Consider the following 22569-nt stretch of genomic DNA (forward strand, 5'->3'; position numbering starts at 1 on the left):
AAAAAGTTAATGCTGACGAGAATTTCTTCTCTGTTTAGCGTCCTGATTGCTCAAGACGTTTCAATCACTCGTTGTTCAGTTTTCAAAGGACAATCTTCGACTTATTCAGTCATTTCTCATTTCCGCTTCGTTCAGCGGCGACCTAATTAATATAACACATTCGGCTAGTTAAATGCAAGCACTTTTTTTGAAACATTTTAATGTGTATTTAACTGTTGGTTGCAAAGCTGAATAGCTTCGCTTCTTTCAAAAGCCGGAATACAAATATAACACCCTAGGGCACTAAGGTCAAGCAAAAAAACTCCCCTTTTTTGAAAGGAGAGCTTGGAGCTTTGTAGACGAAAAAATGTCGCTATCGCAGTTGAATAACATCTTGTATATACAGATTTCTTTCTAAAGTTAGGTTTACAATGGTTCCGCTAATATTCACCCAAGGACGTGTGGGATAAGCACGGTCGGAGAATATAATCTCTCCTATCCGGTTGTCATTGAGCTTAACGACTGTACCCGTATGAAAGGATGTGACCTTATTAATAAAGGTCTGCACAAGTGCCGGGTCCATTTTACCAAAAGAATCCTCACTAAGCTGTTCAAGTACTAGATAGGGAGAGATTGCCACCTGATGATGCCTGTGGTTCGTCATAGCATGGAAGATGTCGGCTACAGCCACAACTTTAGCATACAGATGAATTTGATCGCTTTTGAGACCGAGCGGATAGCCGGATCCATCTTCTCTCTCATGGTGCTGCAGAGCACTTAGCTTAACGCCTTCGTTAAGTGCCGCTACAGGTTTGAGCAAATTGTACCCGTACAAAGCATGCTTGCGAACCTCTTCGAATTCTGTGTTTGTAAGTCTTGTCGGTTTAGTAAGGAGTCCCGGATCAATCTTGACATTACCGATGTCATGAAGAAGTCCAGCCAATGCAATTTGCATCCAATCTCTCTGCGGTAAACCATGCCACTGGGCGAGCTGATACGATGTCAGAGAAACCATGATACTATCGTGGTATAAAAAATCCCTTACGTGATAGTTCCTCGGTGTGAAAGAAAGAATCTGATAGTCTCCTGCATCAATTAAATTCTGCAAGCAATTGCGCATTTCCAGAACTGGGAGTTCTGCGTTACCGAGTGCTAGTCCAAAAACCTTTCTCAGGAGTTGGAGCATTTTATCATATTCCTGTTCAAAAGAAGTGTCGCTGCCCGAGGTGGTTGCCGCTGAATGATCTGTTGCAGTCCCTTCTTCTTTGGAGACAATGGATTTAGATTCGATACTCACAGTCGAAATGAGAAAAGCTCTGAGGATTTCAAGATCTCTCTCTGTCAAGATTCTGCCCTTATAAAAAAGAACTTGGCCAAAACGACTGTTGATAGACTCCGCCAGCTTATCGCCGGCATTAATTTGTGAGACAGAAACTGTCCGCAAGATCAATTCCTCCGCTTTACCTAAGATTGTCAATTTTATTGTAAAACAAAAAAGATGGGGATGTAAGTCCCCACCTCGTGATTCTAACTATTAATTTTCAGTTTCCGGCTCTTGCGTATCCGAAGCTGACTCTTCGCCTTGTTCAGCGGCCTGCTCTGATAATTCCATTTGTTCTACTGTTTCAAGATCAAGCTCATCTTCGGACTCCTCATCGCTTTTAGCAACATGAGTTACGGTCGCCACTTCATCATCCTCACGGATGTTAATAAGGCGAACCCCCTGCGTATTACGACCCATTTCGGAAATGCCTGAAATACTTGTCCGAATTAATGTACCGCTGGCGGTTATAATCATCAGATCCTCGTCGTTATTGACTACTTTGAGGCCGACTACCGATCCATTCTTGGCCGTTACATTCAGTGTCTTGATCCCTTTACCGCCACGTGACTGTACCCGGTATTCGCCGATCGGTGTCCGTTTACCGAAGCCCTTGGATGTCACGATCAGAACGCTGGCTACTTCGTCTACGACATCCATATCAATGACCGTATCATCCGAACCGATCTGAATACCTTTGACGCCTGTTGCTGAACGCCCCATCGATCTGACATCATTCTCCGGGAAACGGATTGACATGCCCTGACGGGTTCCCATAATGATATCCCGTTCACCGTCTGTGAGCTTCACGCCGATTAGTGAGTCATCATCCCTCAGATTAATGGCAATTAAGCCACCCTTACGAATATTGATATAGTCGTCAAGCGGTGTCTTTTTGACAATCCCCTGTTTTGTAGCGAAGAACAGATAATTATCCGGACTGAATTCCTGTACGGGAATTACAGCACTCACCGTCTCGCCCTGTTCAATTTGAATCAAATTGATAATCGGAGTTCCGCGAGCCGTACGGCTTAGGTCAGGTATCTCATAAGCTTTTAACTTGTACACCTTACCACGGTCTGTAAAGAAGAGCAGGTAATGGTGAGTATTCGTAACAAAAAGGTGATTAACGAAATCATCCGTTTTGGTATCCATGCCCACAATACCGCGTCCGCCGCGTTTCTGATTACGATAAGTTGTAACCGGAAGACGTTTAATATAACCCGTATGGGTAATGGTGATAACAACATCTTCTTGAGGAATCAGATCCTCGTCCTCGATACTGCCTTCACCCTTGGTGATCTCACTGCGTCTGTCGTCGCCGAAATTCTGCTTAATTTCGTTAAGCTCTTCACTGATGATTGCCAGAATCAGCTGCTCATCGGCGAGAATGGCTTTGTACTCCGCGATTTTCTTAAGCAGTTCTTCGTATTCATTCTCGATTTTCTCCCGTTCTAATCCGGTCAGACGCTGCAGACGCATATCCAGAATGGCCTGTGCCTGATCGTGACTCAGGCTGAATGTAGACATTAAGCCTTCACGGGCAAGTTCGGTGGTACGTGAAGAACGAATAAGTGCGATGACTTCGTCCAAGTGATCAAGTGCAATACGCAATCCTTCAAGGATATGCGCGCGTGCTTCAGCTTTGCGAAGATCGTACTCCGTCCGGCGGCGGATAATAATTTTCTGGTGCTCCAGATAGTGGTACAGCATGTCACGTAGATTTAGAACTTTAGGCTCTCCGTTAACGAGTGCCAGCATGATCACACCGAAATTGGACTGCATAGCGGTATGCTTGTACAGATTGTTAAGCACCACATTCGGATTAACATCTCTGCGCAGCTCGATTACAATCCGCATACCATTGCGGTCAGACTCATCGCGAAGATCCGTAATGCCGTCGATTTTCTTATCGCGTACAAGCTCTGCGATCTTCTCGATCAGACGGGCCTTGTTTACTTGGTAAGGAAGCTCCCGCACAATAATCCTTGCTTTGTTATTGTTCTCCTCAATATCCGCTTTGGCACGCATAGGAACAGAGCCTCTTCCTGTCGTATACGCTTGGCGTATTCCTTCCCGTCCAAGAATGTAACCTCCCGTAGGAAAATCAGGGCCCTTAATAGACTGCATGAGGTCCAGCGAGGTCACTTCAGGATTCTCGATCATCTGCTGAAGCCCGTCGATGACTTCTACCAGGTTATGAGGAGGTATATTCGTCGCCATACCGACAGCGATCCCCGAGCTTCCGTTAACTAAAAGGTTAGGGAAACGCGCCGGCAGAACAACCGGCTCCATTTCTTCACCGTCATAGTTGGGGATATAATCAATCGTTTCTTTGTTGATATCACGAAGCACTTCCATGGCAATCTTGGAGAGCCTTGCTTCTGTATAACGCATAGCGGCAGCCATATCGCCGTCAATTGAACCAAAGTTACCATGCCCGTCTACCAGCATATAGCGCAGAGAGAAATCCTGGGCCATCCGAACCATCGTTTCGTACACAGCAGAATCACCATGAGGATGATACTTACCGATAACTTCACCGACGATTCTAGCCGATTTTTTATGAGGTTTATCCGGGGACATCCCCAGTTCTGACATGGCATATAAAATACGGCGATGAACCGGTTTGAGACCGTCCCGTACATCAGGAAGCGCACGGCTGACGATAATACTCATAGCATAATCCATAAATGAAGTGCGCATTTCCGAACTTATATCAATCTCTACGACTTGCGAACGCATTTCTTCGGTCATGATCTATCCTCCTGAAACGTGCATCCTATGCCGGGCCTAACGCCCGGCAATCTATCCGTTCAAAATCTTAAATATCTAAATTCTTTACATATTTGGCATGCTGGTGAATGAATTCGCGTCTAGGTTCAACATTGTCACCCATCAATGTATCAAAAATCGTATCTGCATCCATGGCATCTTCGATCGTGACTTGCAGAAGGGTACGTGTTTCCGGATCCATCGTTGTGTCCCACAGCTGAACAGCATCCATTTCACCAAGACCTTTGTAACGCTGGACGTTAACTTTCGCCCCTTCGCCGAATTCCTTCATAATCTCATCACGCTGTTTATCGTTATAGGCATAACGCGCCACTTTCCCTCGTTCAAGCTTATAAAGCGGCGGTTGAGCGATATAGACGTAACCGGCTTCGATAAGCTTGCGCATGTAGCGATAGAAGTAAGTTAGCAGAAGCGTACGAATATGCGCTCCATCGACATCGGCATCTGTCATAATAATCAGCTTGTGATAACGGGCTTTGGCAATATCAAAATCATCGCTAATCCCTGTCCCCATAGCTGTGATGATCGTCCGAATCTCAAGGTTAGACAGGATTTTGTCCAGACGAGCCTTCTCTACGTTCAGAATCTTACCCCGAATAGGCAAAATCGCCTGGAAATGACGATCGCGGCCCTGCTTGGCGGAACCGCCGGCAGAGTCTCCCTCAACGATATACAATTCGCTTATGGAAGCATCCTTCGAAGAACAGTCGGCAAGTTTACCGGGAAGAGAACTTACTTCCAGTACCCCTTTGCGCCGAGTGAGCTCCCTGGCTTTACGAGCTGCTTCTCTAGCACGGGATGCCTGTAAACCTTTCTCCACGATTCTCTTAGCAACCGAAGGATTTTCTTCAAGAAACTCCAGCAGCTTCTCCGCAAATAAAGAATCGACGATACCGCGCACTTCACTGTTACCTAGTTTGGTTTTCGTCTGACCTTCAAACTGAGGTTCAGGAATTTTAACAGAAATGATGGCTGCCAAGCCTTCACGCACATCATCACCGGAAAAGTTCGAGCCGCTATCCTTAATCGCATTGGTTTTACGCGCATAATCATTGAGAACCCGTGTCAATGCGCTTTTAAAACCAGACTCGTGCGTACCGCCTTCGTGTGTATGGATGTTATTCGCGAACGAATAAATATTCTCGGTATAACTGTCGTTGTACTGGATGGCCACTTCAACCTGAATGTTATCTTTCAACCCCTCCACATAGATCGGCGGTTGATGTAGAGCTTCTTTGTTCCGGTTCAAGTACTCAACGAAAGATTTGATACCGCCCTCGTACATAAAGTTATCGGATGCGCCAGTGCGCTCATCCAAGAGATTTATCTCAATCCCTTTATTCAAAAAGGCTAGTTCCCGAATTCTGGATTGAAGAGTCTCATAATCATATTCAGTCGTTTCCGTAAAAATCTCCGGATCCGGCGTAAACGTGACCTCTGTTCCGGTCTCATCCGTTTCACCTATAACCCGAAGATCATACTGCGGTTTACCTTGGCGATATTCCTGCTGATGGATTTTGCCTTTCACTTTAACCTTCACAACAAGCAATTTGGAAAGTGCATTTACTACGGAAATACCGACGCCGTGAAGACCACCGGATACTTTATAGCCTGAGTCCTCTCCCCCGAACTTGCCCCCTGCATGGAGCACCGTTAAAACGACTTCAACGGCGGGGCGTTTCAATTTCGCATGTTCACCTACGGGGATTCCACGACCGTTGTCGATTACCGTTACACTGTTATCTTTGCGTACAATTACATCAATTCGTGTACAATGACCCGCGAGAGCTTCGTCAATACTGTTATCGACGACTTCCCACACCAGATGGTGAAGGCCGCGGGCACTGGTGGAGCCGATATACATACCCGGTCTCTTACGAACGGCCTCGAGTCCTTCAAGCACCTGAATCTGATTCTCATCATACGAATTTTGGTTCAAAGTCATACACCCTTCACCTGCTTCTACATAGTCAAATCGCTCAGTTCGTTAACAGCTGATTTGCGCGTTTCTTCAAAGTCATCGAGGAGATCGGGGAATAATACACTTTACTCTGCGTCACGACAAGCGACTTGCATTCCTCTTCGCCGATAATTTCAATCCGTTTACTTCGATTGGCCTCCGCTATGAACTGCTTGGAAATCTTCGAAGACTTCTCAATAGACAGGTCAAATATGGCGATGAGCTCCGAAGAACGTATAATTTTCTCGCCTCCTAAATGGATGAACACGATCTTCTCAACTCCTGTCGATGACGCTGCCGTTTGAAACATGAAACACGGCTGCATGGTCTAACTGGTCCAAATGAACGCTTTCGAGTCCGGTCGTTGTTATAAACGTTTGTACTTTTTTCTGAAACGTTTGAATGAGCTGGGTCTGTCTATATTCATCGAGTTCGGATAGAACGTCATCCAGAAGAAGAACCGGATACTCGCCTACCTCTTCGCGAATCAGTTCAATTTCGGCCAATTTTAAAGAAAGAGCAGTCGTTCTCTGCTGCCCCTGGGATCCGAACGTTTGCACGTCTTTGTCGTTAATGCAGAAAAGAAGGTCGTCCCGGTGCGGACCGATCAGGGAGACGCCTCTTCGCATTTCTTGTTCTTTTATCTGTGATAACTTTATCATAAATCGGTCCAATAAAACAGATTCATCTTCAAAGTGCCCGTCCCCAAAGGAAGGAGCGTACTCTACACGCAGAGATTCTTTTCCGTTCGTGATCCCCCGGTGGATCTGCTCCGCCCAGCTTTGCAGTTTCTTTATAAAGCTTTGACGCTTTTTCATAATTTTAACACCAAAGCTTGCAAGCTGTTCATTCCATACGTCCAGCATAGCGCTGTTAGCCGTCGAAGGCGGGAATGACTGCTTGAGGAGATTGTTACGCTGCACCAGAATTTTCTGATACTGCGTAAGGTCGTAAAGGTAGCTCGGGTATACCTGGCCGATCTCCATATCCAGAAACCGGCGGCGGATTCCGGGACTCCCCTTTACGATCTCAAGATCTTCCGGGGCAAACATGACGACATTGAGCGCGCCGATAAACTGACTCAGCTTTTTCTGTTCCAGTCCGTTGACTTTGGCCTTTTTCCCTTTTCCTGAGATCGTCAGATCCAGCGTACTCGTCCCGTATTTACGCTCCACCTCACCGAACAGCCTTGCATGATCTTCTTGCCACTCGATCAGTTCTTTGTCCTGATGAGTACGATGTGACTTGGTCAGCGCAAGAACATAGATCGATTCGAGCAAATTCGTTTTCCCTTGTGCGTTCGGGCCTACAAAGATGTTGATATTCTGATCCGTCGAGATTTCCACATGTGGATAATTCCGATAATGATTGAGCTCGAGCCGTTTGAGAAACAATTGGCTTTCCTCCTGCGTTTTGTCGCCTATTCCCGTCCCACAGTAAATTCACCGCAGCCTTCTACCGTTACTTTATCCCCTTCATAAAGCTTACGGCCGCGGCGATTCTCATCCAGTCCATTGACCTGAATGCTGTTTTCCTGCAGGAAACTTTTGGCCTGCCCGCCTGACTGAATACAATCGGCAAGCTTAAGAAACTGGCCGAGCGTAATGTACTCCGTTCTTATTGTGACTGTCGTCATGTTAGTCTCCTTCGTTCGAGTAAATTAGTTCGTCGTCCGGTACGGAAGAATAAGCTGCAAAATGTTCTCCTGATCTTCCGGACGGATAATAATCGGCTGCATAGCTCCTGTAAATCCGATATGAATCCGGTCACTGTCCAGCACCTTAAGTGCATCAAGCATATATTTGGAATTAAACGAAATCCGCAGAAGCTCCCCGTTAATTCTTTGCAGCTGCAGCTGCTCCGTCACTTTACCCAGCTCGGAAGAACTGGAGGAGACTTCGATGGTTTCGTCCTCTTTCATGACAAGTTTTACGATGTTCGTTTTGTCTTCACGGGACAATAAATAAGCACGGTCAATTGCATCCGCCAATTCCTTGGTTCCTACAACGAGTTCTGTCTGGAAAGTTTGCGGAATAAGCTTAGAAGTATCCGGATAGGTGCCGTCGAGAATGCGTGTATAGAACAAAATAGCATTCATTTTGAAAAGAACCTGGCTGTCGGAAATAACGATATCGATCAGTGTATTCTGATCCGGCAAAATTTTGCTGAGTTCGTTAAGCGTACGTCCTGAAATAACGATCGGATTGAATTTCTGATCGGAATCAAGTTCGAGATTGATTTCACGGGAAGCTAGTCTGTGCCGGTCACAGGCAATAAATTTAAGTTTGTTGTTCGCGATCTGCCACAGAATCCCCGTCAAAATAGGTGTTGTTTCGTTCGTAGACACAGAGAAAGAAGTCTGCTTAATCATCGTTTTGAGCAAATCACTTGGAATGCGAATCGTACGGCTTTCCTCGATTTGTGGAAGAAGCGGATATTCCTCCGGATCAAGCCCCATTATCTGAACTTCGGAAGATCCTGAACGAATGGTAGTTTGAAAATGATCTTTTACTTCGATTTCGATTGTTTGAGACGGCAGTTTCCGAATCATTTCCATGAAAAATTTAGCTGGAAGTACAACACTTCCCGGCTGAAAAAGTTCAATAACTTTTAATTCGGCGGTTTCAAAGGGCATAAAGCTTTGGATGGAAATATCCGTGTCGCTTGCCGTTAAGGTTACACCTTCATGCGTAGCGTCTATTTTGATTCCGGTTAGAATCGGAATGGTGGTTTTACTGGAGATGGCTTTGGAGACATGTTGAATGGCTTCATTCAGATAATCTTTTAGGATTGTTAATTTCATGGTTTCACTCCTGTGGTTCTAAATTCTTGGCGGACTGCATACCCTTTATATAATACCTTTTTTTTATTAGTAATAGTAGTAGGGGCTCTGGATATGTGGATATGTGGATGAAAACCAATTAAAACAAGCCTATCCACATGTGCATAGTTTGTGCATAGGCTTGCAGGTTTACGAGGACGGATTTTTGATTTTTTCGGTCAGGCTGTGGATAATCTTAAACAGCTCCTGATCGACTTTGAGCGCTTCACTTATTTTCTCGTGCGCATGGATGACAGTGGTGTGATCACGGCCGCCGAATGCTTCACCGATTTTGGGGAGTGAGAAATCTGTCAACTCACGGGATAAATACATCGCAACCTGCCTTGGGAAGGCAACGGCTTTGGTCCGTTTTCGCGCTTTGAAATCCTCCATTTTGAGTCCGTAGAACTCCCCGACTTTCTGTTGAATATCATGCATCGTAATGACACGCGGCCGGCTCGAAGGAATGATGTCCTTAAGCGCTTCGGCTGCCAGATGGGTCGTAATATCTTGATTCGTTAACGAAGAATAGGCGACAACACGGATCAGTGCTCCTTCGAGCTCGCGGATGTTCGTGTCGATTTGATTGGCGATGTACACCATCGCTTCATTTGGTATTTCCAGATTCTCTGCCTTGGCTTTCTTGCGCAGGATGGCAATCCGGGTTTCCAGATCCGGCGGCTGAATATCGGTAATAAGTCCCCATTCAAATCGGGAACGCAGACGATCTTCCAGTGTAGGGATCTCTTTGGGAGGTCTGTCACTGGAAATAATAATTTGCTTCCCTTCTTCGTGAAGAGCATTGAATGTATGGAAGAACTCTTCCTGGGTCTGTTCTTTGCCGGCGATGAACTGAATATCGTCAATCAGCAGCACGTCAATGCTTCTGTATTTGTTGCGGAATCCTTCGCCTTTATTGTCGCGAATAGCGTTAATAAATTCGTTCGTAAACTTCTCGGACGAGATATACAGAACGCGTGCGCCAGGATTGTGCTCCAGCACATAATGCCCGATTGCGTGCATAAGATGGGTCTTTCCCAGGCCTACTCCTCCATACAGAAACAGAGGATTGTAAGCTTTGGCCGGCGCTTCTGCAACGGCAAGCGAGGCAGCATGGGCAAAGCGGTTGCCTGCCCCAATGACGAAGGTATCGAACGTATAACGGGAATTCATCATGTGATGAAAGATTTCTTCTTGGGTAGGCGCAGCAGCGGTTTTCGTGACTTCCGGTGTCGCAGCTTGAACCGAAACAGGTATCTTTTCATCGGATTCATTAATGAATTTAACTTCCACTTGCTTACCCAGATATTCATAAATCGTCGTGCTGATCATTTTGGCGTAACGGCTCTCGAGCCATTCTTTGGCAAAATTATTCGGTGCACTGATGACGACGGCAGAATCCGTAAATACGGTAGCCCTTGTGGATTTGAGCCATGTGTCGAAGCTCGGTTTGCTAAGTTTTTTTTGTATGATAGACAGGACTTGCTGCCATGAGTCGGTTGTATGGCTATCCACAACAGGTTCACTCCTTTAAACAATAAAAAAGACTTGCGGGAAGGGCCATGTCGCCTTGCATCATGTCAAATACCACAAGATCTTGTCGATTCTTATCCACACGAGTCAGGTTATCAAGAAGAGACTTGCTTGAATAGAGGGAAAATTGTTCACAATGTTATCCACAGGTTGTTGATAAACGAAGATTTTCAGGAGAATATCCACAACTGAAACAATACTATATTAGCAAATGAAAGACCGATTATCAACGCAATGTTTTAATTTATCCACATATTCAACCCCTTGTGTAAAAAAATTGTCAACACCACAAGATATTGTTGATAAAATGTTTACTTTCGACAAGTTCCGCACAAGGGGGCGAAAATGTTGTGCACAGCTTGTTAGGGAGGGGGGGAGAGAAAGCATAGACCTTGACTTCTAGAGAACTTCTGTGCTTTAATTGTAAAAGACATTTTTAGGAGTAATATCCTCAGGGAGGTGCAAATAAATGCGTCCTACGTTCCAACCAAACAACAGAAAGCGGAAGAAGAATCATGGCTTCCGTACAAGAATGAGCACGAAGAACGGCCGCAAAGTGCTGCAAGCACGCCGTCAAAAAGGTAGAAAAGTATTGAGTGCTTAATCGGCAGGCCACTTGACGTGGTCTTTTTTTCTGGATTTTTATAGGTTTAAGGGGATTTTAAACGATTAAAGGACCTGTTCCTGGTGAAAACTAGAGAAGGGGTTGTCAATAGAAGCGCCATTGTTTGGAGTGCTTGCCGTGGAAAAGAAATTACGATTAGCCAAAAGAGAAGATTTTCAAAAGGTGTACCGCTACGGAAAATCAGCAGCAAATCACCAATTTGTACTCTATTATTTACCCAGGCGCGAGCAGGAGCATTTCCGGCTCGGAATTTCTGCCAGTAAGAAGATTGGAAACGCCGTCATTCGAAACCGGTTGCGCCGGCTTATTAAGGAAATTGTCCGTTTGAATATGGAGAAGTTTCCGGGAGGCTACGATTATATCGTGATTGTACGTAAGCCTGCGGTTGAGATGGAATACAAAGAGATGGAGAAGAGCGTCGCCCATGTTTTTAAAAGAGCGGGCTTGCTCCGTAAAAACAACTAAAGCAGGCTGTGATCCGCAGCCGTTTATTTTGTGAGCATTTATTTCCTTGCTGTGACAAACTATGGTATAGTTTATGGTGGAATAGAAAACTGGGAGGACCTCAATTGATTCGTCGAACCTACAAATATACGCCACTTTTTTTGCTGCTGTTACTATTGACGGGTTGCGGAACGGCACCAGGCTCATACGCACCTTTAGATCCGGCTACAGCAGGCTTCTTTACGAAGTATTTTGTCATCCCGTTGTCTGATCTTCTTGATTTCTTCGCAAAATCATTGGCTGATTCATATGGTCTGTCTATTCTAATCGTGACCATTATCATCCGGGTCATTGTTCTGCCGCTGACGCTGAAGCAGTACCGCAGCTCCAAAGCGATGCAGGCGATCCAGCCCGAAATGACCAAAATTCGCGAGAAATTTAAGGATAACCCTCAAAAGCAGCAGGAAGAAACCATGAAGCTTTTTCAGAAAAATGGCGTAAACCCGCTAGCAGGCTGTTTCCCAATCCTGGTTCAAATGCCGATTTTGCTGGCGTTGTATCAGGCAATCATCCGTAACCCGAATATTTTCAGTCACGAATTCCTATGGATGAAACTCGGCGTTCCGGATCCGTACTATATTCTACCGATCTTAGCAGCCATCACCACGTATCTGCAGCAGAAGATTATGGCTAAACAAAACCCGATGAACAAGCAAATGCAGACCATCATGATGATTTTCCCGGTAATGATCTTCGTCATGTCCATGAGTTTTGCATCTGCGTTACCTTTATACTGGGTTTACAGCAATATTTTCACCATCGTTCAGACCTACTTCTTGTACGGTCGGACTCCTAAAGAAAAAGGTGGACAGGCTGCATGAAAAAAGTGATTGCGACGGGGAAGACGATTGAGGATGCGGTTAAATCCGGTCTTGCGCAGCTTAATACGACGCAGGATCGGGTGCACGTCAACGTTCTGGAGCAGCCGTCTAAAGGTTTTCTTGGATTAATCGGCACAAAAGAAGCAAAGGTAGAACTTGAGAAGATCCCGGATCCAATTGAGGAAGCTGTCTTATTTCTTGAAGAGCTCTTTGATTCGATGGGCCTGGCTATCTCCATTGACCAGAAGCAAACAAAAGATGCCCATATGTTTAACTTAAGCGGATCCGAACTCGGAATACTGATCGGTAAAAGAGGACAAACTTTGGACGCGCTTCAATATTTGGTCAACATCGTCGCAAATCGGTATTCGAATGCGCATGTCCGTATTCTCCTGGATGCCGAGCAATTCCGCGAAAGACGGAAGCAGACACTCCAGGAACTCGCGAACCGGCTTGCAGGACGCGTTACTCGTTCTAAGAAGGATCTGATCCTTGAACCCATGAACGCACAGGAACGCAAGATCATCCATTCCGAACTGCAATCTCATCCTTCTGTCAAAACTTACAGCAAGGGCGAGGAACCGAGTCGTAGAGTTGTAATTACGTTAAGATAACTTGCTGCAATGACCCTGTAACTTCTAGGCGTCATTGCTTTTTTTCATACTATGAGCGGTTACCGCTCCGCTTACGGGGTGTTTATTGATGATATCTGATACGATTGCCGCTATTGCCACTCCACTGGGAGAAGGAGGCGTAGCGATTGTGCGTGTTAGCGGGGATAAAGCTGTTGAGCAGGTTGAACTTGTATTTCGTTCTAAGACCAGGCTGACAGAAGCCCAGACGCATACGATCCATTATGGACATATAATTAACCCGAACACAGGGGATAAAATAGAAGAGGTTCTGGTGAGCGTCATGCGTGCGCCACGTTCATTCACAACCGAAGATGTGGTGGAAATCAACTGCCATGGCGGAATTGTCGCAGTTAAAAGAGTAATGGATCTCCTGCTGGAGCAGGAGATCCGTGTAGCGGAACCTGGTGAATTCACCAAGCGTGCCTTTCTGAATGGGCGGATAGATTTAACACAGGCAGAAGCTGTTATCGACCTGATCCGCTCCAAATCGGACAGAGCTTTTCAGATGGCGCTCAAGCAAGTGGACGGCAGCTTATCCAAATCCATTGGAGATCTCCGATTTCAGCTTGTTGAGCTGATGGCGCACATTGAAGTAAATATTGATTACCCGGAGCATGACGTTGAGGAAATGACGAATGCTTTTATTCGTGAGCGCTGCGTTAAGGTGAGCGCCTATATTGATGAACTGCTGAGAACGGCAGAGCATGGGAAGATACTGCGTGAAGGTATTGTAACGGCTATTATCGGCAAGCCAAATGTCGGCAAGTCCTCCTTGCTTAACACGCTCGCGCAGGAAAATCGGGCGATCGTCACCGATATTCCAGGGACGACGCGTGACGTTATTGAAGAATACGTCAATGTAGGGGGGATTCCGCTGAAGCTGCTGGACACAGCAGGTATCCGTGAGACATCGGATCTGGTCGAACAGATCGGCGTAGAGAGGTCTAAGACCGCTCTAAGTGAAGCGGACTTAATCCTGCTTGTACTGAACGGCAGCGAGCCGCTCGATCCGGAAGAGCTAGTCATGATTGAAGAGCTCAGACAGCGGCAAACGATTGTGATTTTGAATAAGACGGACTTGCCTAGTCAAATTGACAGAGAAGGGATAGCCAGCCAATTTCCGCCTGGACGCGTCGTGTCGTTGTCTTTGTTAGAGGGCAGCGGATTAGCCGACTTGGAGAAGGCAATTGCTTCGATCTTTTTTGAAGGAAAGCTGGAATCTACGGATTTAACTTATGTCAGCAATGTCCGCCATATCGGTCTGCTCAAACAGGCTAGAGGTTCACTCCGTGAGGCTATGGAAGCTAATGAGGCATATGTACCGATTGACATGATACAGATTGATATCCGGGCCGCGTGGGAGCATCTCGGCGAAATAATAGGGGATTCGGTTGCTGAATCGTTGATCGATCAGATTTTCTCTCAGTTTTGTCTTGGGAAATAACAGATGTAATGAAGGCGAGGAGGATGTACAAATGAGCTATACAGCTGGTAATTACGAGGTGATTGTTATTGGGGCTGGTCATGCCGGTGTCGAAGCCGCTCTTGCAGCAGCCCGGATGGGTTGTGAGACGCTGCTGCTGACGATTAACCTTGATATGGTGGCATTCATGCCTTGTAACCCTTCGATTGGCGGACCTGCCAAAGGTCACGTGGTTAGGGAGATTGATGCATTAGGCGGAGAAATGGGCCGTAATATAGACAAAACCTATATCCAAATGAGAATGCTCAATACGGGCAAAGGCCCGGCCGTTCATGCTCTGCGTGCACAGGCGGACAAATTCCTGTACCAACATATGATGAAGGAAACGATTGAGAAAACGCCAAAACTGACGTTGCGTCAGGGTATGGTAGAAGAGCTTATCGTGGAGGACGGAGTTTGCAAAGGGGTTGTAACCAAGTCTGGAGCGATCTATAACGGTCAGGCTATTGTGTTAACTACGGGAACGTATCTGCGCGGCAAGGTTATTATGGGCGAGCTGATGTATGAAAGCGGCCCGAATAACCAGCAGCCATCCATCCGTTTGTCGGAATCGTTAAGAAGTCTTGGTTTGGATCTGGTTCGTTTCAAAACGGGAACGCCTCCGCGTGTCCATAAAGATTCCATTGATTTCTCCAAAACAGAAATTCAGCCAGGTGATGAGAATCCGAGATTTTTCTCCTTCGAAACGAAGGAAAGCTTGCGTGAGCAGCTGCCGTGCTGGTTAACTTATACCTCGGCCGATACGCATCAGATTATTAGTGATAATCTGCACCGGGCACCTATGTTCTCGGGTGCTATTGAAGGTACCGGACCGCGTTACTGCCCGTCGATTGAAGATAAAATCGTACGCTTCGCGGATAAGCCGAAGCACCAGATTTTCTTGGAGCCGGAGGGTCAGAATACATCCGAATACTATGTTCAAGGATTGTCCACCAGTATGCCGGAAGATGTACAGCTTCAAATTCTGCGCTCGATTACGGGCCTGGAAAAAGTGGAAATGATGCGTACCGGTTACGCCATTGAGTATGATGCAGTCACACCTACACAGCTCAAGCCTACACTTGAAACTAAGCTGGTCGAGGGTTTGTTTACAGCCGGCCAGATTAACGGGACTTCCGGATACGAAGAAGCGGCGGGTCAAGGCATCATGGCGGGTATTAATGCCGCTTGCAAGGTGCAGGGCAAAGAAGAGGTTATTCTGGATCGTTCGGAAGGATACATCGGAGTTCTAATTGATGACCTTGTTACAAAAGGAACACCGGAACCTTACCGTTTGCTAACTTCCCGCGCGGAGTACCGCTTGCTTCTCCGTCACGATAACGCGGACCTTCGCTTAACTCCAATCGGGTACAAAGTGGGACTGATTACGGAGGAACGGCACCAGCGTTTCCTTGAGAAGAAGGAGCAGATCGAGCAGGAGCTTAAGCGTCTTAAGACAACGAAGGTGCGCCCTGAACCGGAGATTCAAGCCATTCTTGAAGAAGCGGGTTCCGTACTTCTGAACAATGCAGTGGATCTGCTTACTCTTATGAAGCGTCCGGAGATTTCTTATGCTCATATTGAGCGTATGTCACCTTCATCCGTTGAGCTCCCTGAAGAGGTTAAAGAGCAGGCGGAGATTCAGGTGAAGTATTCCGGTTATATAGAAAAACAACTCCTCCAAGTTCAAAAGCTTAAAAAGATGGAGAAAAAGAAGATTCCTGACGATATTATCTATGAGGAAGTTCATGGAATTGCAACGGAAGCCAAGCAGAAGCTTGCTAAGATTCGTCCTGTATCCATTGGACAAGCTACACGTATATCAGGGGTTACACCTGCGGATATATCCATCCTGTTAGTGTACTTGGAGCACTACAACCAAGTGACTGCTTCAAGAGCATAGAAAGGACCTCGACTCTATGGATACTATTCAACAACAGTTTCAAGAACAACTTCAGCAGCGTGGGATCACGTTATCGGAAGTGCAGCTTAGTCAATTTGAGACCTATTATCAGCTGCTTGTGGAATGGAACGAGAAGATTAATCTAACGGCCATTACGGAACGTGATCAAGTCTATTTGAAGCATTTCTATGATTCACTTACGCTAGCTTTTCATGTGGATATGGGAAGTACCGGCAACATGGCTGATATTGGTTCTGGCGCTGGCTTCCCGAGCATCCCGCTAAAAATAGCGTTTCCTCATATACAGGTTACAATTGTAGATTCGTTAAATAAGCGCATCCTCTTTTTAAACGAACTGGTGCAAAAGCTGGAACTGGATGGAGTGAAATGTGTACATGCCCGGGCGGAAGATGCAGCCCGCAAGCTGGAACATAGGGATCAGTATGATCTTGTTACAGCGCGCGCAGTAGCTCGTCTCAGTGTACTTAACGAATTGTGCTTGCCTTTTGTCAAAGTAGGGGGCTTGTTCGTTGCTATGAAAGCAGCGGATGCAGAGGATGAATTAAAAGAAGCACAATACAGCATCCAGTCGCTCAAAGGAAAGCTTAAGCAGGTTGATCGTATGGAACTTCCAATTGAAAAGTCCATACGTCATTTCATACAAATTAGCAAAGCAGCTGCCACTCCAGCTAAATTCCCTCGTAAAGCAGGGCTGCCTTTGAAGCAACCGCTGGTTCGCTAGATGTTTCACGTGAAACACTACCAGAAGTAAATTCTTTTTATGGGGCTTCTTCCTGGCAGGAAAAATGAGGATGCTGCCGAATATGTACTATAGCAGAATATTACATGATTTCTCTATGAAGTAAGTATTGAGTGATTAGTACAGGGGAGTATGCGACCCTTCTTTAATTCTTGGTTTCCATATAAAAGGAATGGGTGAATGCCGCAGCTTTGCGTTGCCCTTCCTCCAAAATAACGGGGAAGAGTTGGGTGGTATCATATTCATGAAAGAGCAGCTGTCAAAGCTTTTTGGTTTTACGGATCGAAGCAATATGGATGAAGTAAAGAACATACCTGTTCAAAATATCAATCCGAGTCCGTATCAGCCAAGAACGATTTTTGATGACGATCGAATTGATGAACTTTGCCAAACGATTCGTACGCATGGTGTTATTCAACCTATCGTTGTTCGTGTTCGTAACAATGCTTTTGAATTAATCGCGGGTGAGCGCCGTTTAAGAGCCGTTAAGAAGCTTGGACTTGACACGATTCCGGCGATTGTTCGTGAATTTAATGATTCCCAGGCCGCATCCATTGCTCTGATTGAGAATTTGCAGCGCGAGGGGCTTACCGCTATTGAAGAAGCGGCTGCTTATCAGCAGCTTATTGAGATGCACGACCTTACACAGGAAAGTTTGGCACAGCGACTTGGTAAAAGCCAATCTACCATTGCTAATAAAATTAGACTGCTTAACTTAAGCGAACCTGTGAAAATAGCATTGATTGAACGTAAAATAACAGAGCGTCATGCACGGGCTCTGCTTTCTTTGGATCAAGAAGAGCTTCAATTAAAGATACTTGAAGAAATCATGGTCAAAGAGATGAATGTGAAACAGACGGAAACCCGGATTCAATTTCTTAAAGAAGCTACTAATATCAAGAAGAGCAAGAGAGTATCTTTCTCCAAAGATGTGAGATTAGCACTGAATACAATCCGCCAGTCCGTTGAAATGGTTGCAAGTTCAGGCTTGAATATTAATACAGCTGAACAGGATCATGAAGATCATTATGAAATCATAATTAAAATACCTAAGCAAGCTGCAAAATAGCCAACAAGTATAATCCTCTAATTAGTACGAATGTCGAGCCTCTGCGGAGATTAGACGTTCCGACTGGTTGGAGGTTTTTTTATTAAGAAGCGCCTAAACCTAGCAATTCAGTGATCGAAATGACTAATCTATGGCATTCTGCCAAGTTTCATCAAATTGATGACACAATCTTGCATTTTTATTAGAATTCGTTCTCCTTCTTATGGTAATATAGTAGTACTCTCTTTTTTTAACTAATGGAGGGGTCCAAGGTAGTGGGGTGAATGATTTTGTCCAAGACAATTGCAATTACAAATCAAAAAGGCGGCGTTGGGAAGACGACGACATCAGTTAATTTGGGTGCGTGTCTGGCTTCGCTCGGCAAAAAAGTACTGTTGGTGGACATCGACCCTCAAGGTAATACAACGAGCGGAATTGGCGTCAATAAAGCAGATGTAGAAAACTGCATTTACGACGTATTAATTAACGATATTCATCCAAAAGACGCCACTGTTGAAACCAAAATACCGAATTTAAGCATTATTCCTGCAACGATTCAATTGGCCGGGGCGGAAATTGAATTGGTACCTACCATTTCACGTGAAGTCCGGCTGAAAAAATCACTTCAGTTAGTTGAGCACTTGTATGATTATATTCTAATTGATTGTCCACCTTCACTAGGTATTCTCACAATCAATTCGTTGACAGCTTCTGATTCTGTTATTATCCCGATTCAGTGTGAATATTACGCGTTAGAAGGATTAAGTCAGCTTTTAAATACCGTTCGACTCGTGCAAAAGCATTTAAATACTTCGCTGCAAATTGAAGGCGTTTTACTTACAATGTTCGATGCGCGTACAAATCTAGGTATACAAGTTATTGAAGAAGTGAAGAAATATTTTCAGCAAAAAGTGTATCAGACGATTATCCCTCGGAATGTGCGTCTTAGTGAGGCACCAAGCCATGGGCAGTCGATCATTACGTATGACCCGCGATCCAAAGGTGCGGAAGTATACTTAGAGCTTGCAAAGGAAGTGATTAGTCTTGAGCAAACGACTAGGTAAAGGGCTTGGAGCGCTGATTCCCGAACTCGAAATCGGTGAAGAAGATAAGGTTATTGAGATACCTTTGAATCAATTAAGGCCGAATCCCTATCAGCCTCGTAAACATTTTAATGAAGATAGTATCCAGGAATTGGCATCGTCTATTAAAGAACACGGTGTTATTCAACCTATTATTGTTCGCACAGTTCTAAAGGGCTACGAAATCATTGCAGGTGAACGCCGTTACCGGGCTTCACAAGTTAGCGGCATGACCACCATTCCAGCAGTCGTTAAAAAACTATCTGATCAGCAGGTTATGGAAATCGCGCTCATTGAAAACGTCCAGCGCGAAGACCTGAATGCGATGGAAGTCGCGGTAGCTTACCAATCTATTATTGATCAATTTTCTCTTACTCAAGAGGAGCTTTCTGTCAAGGTAGGGAAGAGCCGCTCACATATCGCGAATTTTCTTAGATTACTTCATCTGCCCGAGTCCATCAAACAGCATGTTTCACGTGGAACATTATCTATGGGACATGCGAGAGCCATTGTGGGTGTGAAGGATGATAAAGTCAAAAAGGAATTGACTGAAGCATGTATGAATGGCCAGTGGAGTGTTAGGCAGTTAGAAGAAGAAATTAAACGACGTGAAGAGCTGGGATCCGGTACGGAAGACAAGGAAAAGCAAAAGGCAAAAGATAAGAAGAAGGACCCGTACATTCATCAGTTTGAAGAACAGCTGCAAGATCATTACAGAACTACCGTAAAAATTAAACATCAAAATTACAAAGGTAAAATTGAATTGATGTATTATTCCAAAGACGATTTGGAACGGTTACTGGAAATGCTGCAGGGTCAAAGTTCTTAATGTAATCATGAATATCCCATAGCATACGAATCCTGGTCTTGCTCTAGTTAGTGAGCTTAGGATGGTATGCTATCTTTGTGAGGAGGATACAGCGATGACGAAGCCCGTCCTTTATTTTGATAATGCTGCATCCTCTTGGCCGAAACCTCCTGAGGTTGGGGAAGCTATGCTCCGCAGTATTCATGAACATGCTGCTAATCCCGGTAGAGGCAGTCACAGGATGGCAGTGCAGGCTAGCCGGGTTATTTTTGAAACGCGTAAGCAGGCTGCCAAGCTATTTGGAATCAAAAATCCGAACGATATCGCTTTTAGCTCCAGTACAACCGAAGCACTTAATCTGGCGATTAAGGGACTGGTAAAAGAGGGAGAGCATGTTATTTGTACCGGAGTCGAACACAATTCGGTTCGGCGTCCTTTGGAATTTCTGAGACGGACGCAACATGTTCAGTTAACCTATTTGGAAACGGACCAATTCGGAAGGGTTAACATAGACCAGTTGAAAGATTCTATCCGTAAGGAAACGGCTCTGGTGGTCGTCAACCATAGTTCCAACCTGCTAGGAAGTATACTGCCGCTAGAAGATATAGGACAGCTGTGCAGAGAGCATAGAGTTCCCCTGCTTGTAGACGCTGCACAATCGGCTGGGACGGTTCCAATTCACGTAGAGCGGTTTGGCATTGATCTGCTGGCTTTCCCGGGCCACAAGGGGCTCCTGGGGCCTCAAGGAACCGGTGGGTTGTATATCCATCCGCGTATTGAACTGGAACCATATCTGCATGGGGGAACAGGAAGCCAGTCGGAAGCGATAGACCAGCCTACAGTCAGACCCGATCGCTATGAAGCGGGAACTCCGAACACACCTGGTCTGGCAGGTCTGAATGAGGGATTGAAATTTGTTCTAAAAACAGGCGTGGAGAATATCCATGCTAAGGAGTGGAAACAGACACAGCGAATTATGGAGGGTCTGGAGAGCATCCATGGTATTCGTCTGCTTGGACCTGCTTTTGGGAAGGAACGTACGGGGATTGTTTCGTTCGTACTAGCCGATATGGATGCTTCTGAAATTGCATTTATTCTAGATCAGCATTATGGGATAGCGGTAAGAGCCGGGTATCATTGTACTCCGCTTGCGCATGAGACAGCTGGCACTGCACAGACCGGTGCAGTTCGTACGAGTCTGGGTTATTACACAAGTGATGATGAAGTGGATGCTTTAATAGAAGCAGTAGCGGAAATCGCCGAATCGGCGATATTATAGGAATAAGCGGATAGGGAATCAGGCGACAAGATAGCAGAGGGGAAGAAGAAAGAACATGGCTGAGAACAACATCGGACTGCCGGTTGAACCGATTTTATCGGTTCTTTGCTTGCTTGTTTTGCTATTATTTATAGGATTGCTTGTCTTGTGGATCAAGCTGGGAAAGCTGCGCAAACAATATAAGAAGTTGATGAATGGTGCCGGCGATGTTAACGTTGAGCAGCTTCTAGTGAATATGCAGCATCAATTGGATGAGCAGCATGTTTTGCAGGGCGATATGTCTGAGAGACTCAGTAACGTGAGCCAATCCATCAAACGGATGAAATCCAAAGTCGGCATTCACCGCTATAATGCATTCTCTGATATGGGAAGCCAACTAAGCTTTACAGTAGCCATTCTAGATGAATACGAGGATGGCATTCTTATTACAGGCATTCACAGCAGACAAGACACGTATATTTACGCCAAACCGGTTGAAAAAGGAGATTCTCCCTACTCACTTTCGCCCGAGGAGAAGGAAGCCATTACTCTGACATTAGGGCAGAAGTAGGCGAAACATGCCGGACCGTATAAAGAGCCTGATGAAGAGAAGATGCAATGACATCTGACATATTCATAACAAGACTCAAACGGGTGTTCTGAAGAACAAAGTACTCCATGAATCCTCCCACATTTACGATGCCCGTAACATGAATATCTCCAACAGCAGGTAACTCTTTGTTGACACCTGCACCGGGTTTCAGAGGGCCGTGGCCCACCTGAATGGAGCCGACACTGGAAACTTGACCAAGGCAAGCGTCAATGGCAACGATAAAAGGCTGACGATAAGAATCCCCAATAGTTGTAAGGGTATCGGCCAAATTGATGGCATGGACAGGTTCATCCAGTGTTCCATACAGTGAATAAGAATGGTTTCCGCGTTTTTTTAAATTACTGCCGACTAGAGGACCAAGTGAATCGCCCGTGGAACGGTCCGTACCGACACACACGATTACGATAGGTTGATAGGAAGGCAGTTTTTTTAGAATAGAGGTGAAATAGGCGGCCAGCATCTCTGGTGTACGGTTGTCTGAATGAGGCAATTTAATGGAAGCAGGCTTGTCAGCGGGTTTAGCGGGAATGCCGAATGGCTTCATAGGGGGATCCCTCCGGGTTCGTCTTATTCAGCGTTTACAGGTATTAGAAAGTTTTTATTAGTATACGGAGAATACCTGGAAAATATACGCAGTCAC

The 22569-nt window shown here is 45.5% G+C and carries 21 protein-coding genes; 12 read left to right on the forward strand and 9 right to left on the reverse strand.

What is annotated here, in order from left to right; translation table 11 throughout:
* Positions 1-352 precede the first annotated feature (352 nt).
* The 8 genes from AR333_RS16430 to dnaA form a co-directional block, all read right to left on the reverse strand.
* The gene (locus tag AR333_RS16430; RefSeq protein WP_068776473.1) at positions 353-1423 is read right to left on the reverse strand and encodes an HD-GYP domain-containing protein; all 1071 of its coding nucleotides are present in this window, start codon (positions 1421-1423) and stop codon (positions 353-355) included.
* Positions 1424-1513: 90 nt separating this feature from the next.
* Complete coding sequence (gene gyrA, locus AR333_RS16435; protein ID WP_068776474.1) at positions 1514-4057, reverse strand: DNA gyrase subunit A; 2544 nt, start codon at positions 4055-4057, stop codon at positions 1514-1516.
* 67 nt (positions 4058-4124) lie between these two features.
* Entirely contained in the window at positions 4125-6041 is a 1917-nt protein-coding gene (gyrB, locus tag AR333_RS16440; RefSeq protein ID WP_068776475.1) for a DNA topoisomerase (ATP-hydrolyzing) subunit B, read from the reverse strand.
* 34 nt (positions 6042-6075) lie between these two features.
* Complete coding sequence (gene remB, locus AR333_RS16445) at positions 6076-6324, reverse strand: extracellular matrix regulator RemB (RefSeq protein ID WP_068776476.1); 249 nt, start codon at positions 6322-6324, stop codon at positions 6076-6078.
* Positions 6325-6331: 7 nt separating this feature from the next.
* The gene (gene recF / locus AR333_RS16450) at positions 6332-7450 is read right to left on the reverse strand and encodes a DNA replication/repair protein RecF (protein WP_068776477.1); all 1119 of its coding nucleotides are present in this window, start codon (positions 7448-7450) and stop codon (positions 6332-6334) included.
* A 26-nt stretch (positions 7451-7476) separates the two neighbouring features.
* Positions 7477-7692, reverse strand: coding sequence for a S4 domain-containing protein YaaA (gene yaaA / locus AR333_RS16455; RefSeq protein ID WP_068776478.1), 216 nt, complete (start codon positions 7690-7692; stop codon positions 7477-7479).
* A 24-nt stretch (positions 7693-7716) separates the two neighbouring features.
* Entirely contained in the window at positions 7717-8859 is a 1143-nt protein-coding gene (dnaN, locus tag AR333_RS16460) for a DNA polymerase III subunit beta (protein WP_068776479.1), read from the reverse strand.
* 168 nt (positions 8860-9027) lie between these two features.
* A complete protein-coding gene (dnaA, locus tag AR333_RS16465; protein ID WP_068776480.1) occupies positions 9028-10392 on the reverse strand; it encodes a chromosomal replication initiator protein DnaA in 1365 nt (454 codons plus the stop codon).
* 487 nt (positions 10393-10879) lie between these two features.
* On the opposite strand from dnaA, the gene rpmH reads away from it, so the two are divergent.
* The 12 genes from rpmH to AR333_RS16525 all read left to right on the forward strand — a co-directional run bounded on the left by rpmH (position 10880) and on the right by AR333_RS16525 (position 21887).
* On the forward strand, positions 10880-11014 hold the full coding sequence (gene rpmH, locus AR333_RS16470) for a 50S ribosomal protein L34 (RefSeq protein ID WP_068776481.1): 135 nt from the start codon (positions 10880-10882) through the stop codon (positions 11012-11014).
* 138 nt (positions 11015-11152) lie between these two features.
* Positions 11153-11500: a ribonuclease P protein component gene (rnpA, locus tag AR333_RS16475; protein ID WP_068776482.1), complete on the forward strand. Its 348-nt coding sequence runs from the start codon at positions 11153-11155 to the stop codon at positions 11498-11500.
* Positions 11501-11604: 104 nt separating this feature from the next.
* A complete protein-coding gene (locus tag AR333_RS16480; protein ID WP_068776483.1) occupies positions 11605-12360 on the forward strand; it encodes a YidC/Oxa1 family membrane protein insertase in 756 nt (251 codons plus the stop codon).
* Positions 12357-12974, forward strand: a complete 618-nt coding sequence (gene jag, locus AR333_RS16485; protein WP_068776484.1) for an RNA-binding cell elongation regulator Jag/EloR — start codon at positions 12357-12359, stop codon at positions 12972-12974. The genes AR333_RS16480 and jag overlap by 4 nt, the downstream gene beginning before the upstream one ends.
* A gap of 88 nt (positions 12975-13062) precedes the next feature.
* Complete coding sequence (gene mnmE / locus AR333_RS16490) at positions 13063-14439, forward strand: tRNA uridine-5-carboxymethylaminomethyl(34) synthesis GTPase MnmE (protein ID WP_068776485.1); 1377 nt, start codon at positions 13063-13065, stop codon at positions 14437-14439.
* 31 nt (positions 14440-14470) lie between these two features.
* Complete coding sequence (gene mnmG / locus AR333_RS16495) at positions 14471-16360, forward strand: tRNA uridine-5-carboxymethylaminomethyl(34) synthesis enzyme MnmG (RefSeq protein ID WP_068776486.1); 1890 nt, start codon at positions 14471-14473, stop codon at positions 16358-16360.
* A gap of 16 nt (positions 16361-16376) precedes the next feature.
* Positions 16377-17102 (forward strand): 16S rRNA (guanine(527)-N(7))-methyltransferase RsmG, encoded by a 726-nt coding sequence (rsmG, locus tag AR333_RS16500; protein WP_068776487.1) that lies wholly within the window; start codon positions 16377-16379, stop codon positions 17100-17102.
* A 262-nt stretch (positions 17103-17364) separates the two neighbouring features.
* Positions 17365-18189 (forward strand): nucleoid occlusion protein, encoded by an 825-nt coding sequence (gene noc / locus AR333_RS16505; RefSeq protein ID WP_068776488.1) that lies wholly within the window; start codon positions 17365-17367, stop codon positions 18187-18189.
* A gap of 269 nt (positions 18190-18458) precedes the next feature.
* Positions 18459-19232 (forward strand): ParA family protein, encoded by a 774-nt coding sequence (locus AR333_RS16510; RefSeq protein ID WP_068776725.1) that lies wholly within the window; start codon positions 18459-18461, stop codon positions 19230-19232.
* Positions 19213-20079, forward strand: a complete 867-nt coding sequence (locus AR333_RS16515; protein WP_068776489.1) for a ParB/RepB/Spo0J family partition protein — start codon at positions 19213-19215, stop codon at positions 20077-20079. Before AR333_RS16510 ends, AR333_RS16515 begins: the two co-directional genes overlap by 20 nt.
* A 94-nt stretch (positions 20080-20173) precedes the next feature.
* Positions 20174-21337, forward strand: a complete 1164-nt coding sequence (locus tag AR333_RS16520) for an aminotransferase class V-fold PLP-dependent enzyme (RefSeq protein WP_068776490.1) — start codon at positions 20174-20176, stop codon at positions 21335-21337.
* A 55-nt stretch (positions 21338-21392) separates the two neighbouring features.
* On the forward strand, positions 21393-21887 hold the full coding sequence (locus AR333_RS16525; protein ID WP_068776491.1) for a DUF4446 family protein: 495 nt from the start codon (positions 21393-21395) through the stop codon (positions 21885-21887).
* Here AR333_RS16525 and yyaC read toward each other — a convergent pair.
* Positions 21862-22473, reverse strand: coding sequence for a spore protease YyaC (gene yyaC / locus AR333_RS16530; protein WP_068776492.1), 612 nt, complete (start codon positions 22471-22473; stop codon positions 21862-21864). The genes AR333_RS16525 and yyaC overlap by 26 nt on opposite strands.
* Between the last annotated feature and the right edge of the window lie 96 nt (positions 22474-22569).

The organism is Paenibacillus sp. FJAT-26967 (genome assembly GCF_001541095.1).
Classification (GTDB): domain Bacteria; phylum Bacillota; class Bacilli; order Paenibacillales; family NBRC-103111; genus Paenibacillus_F.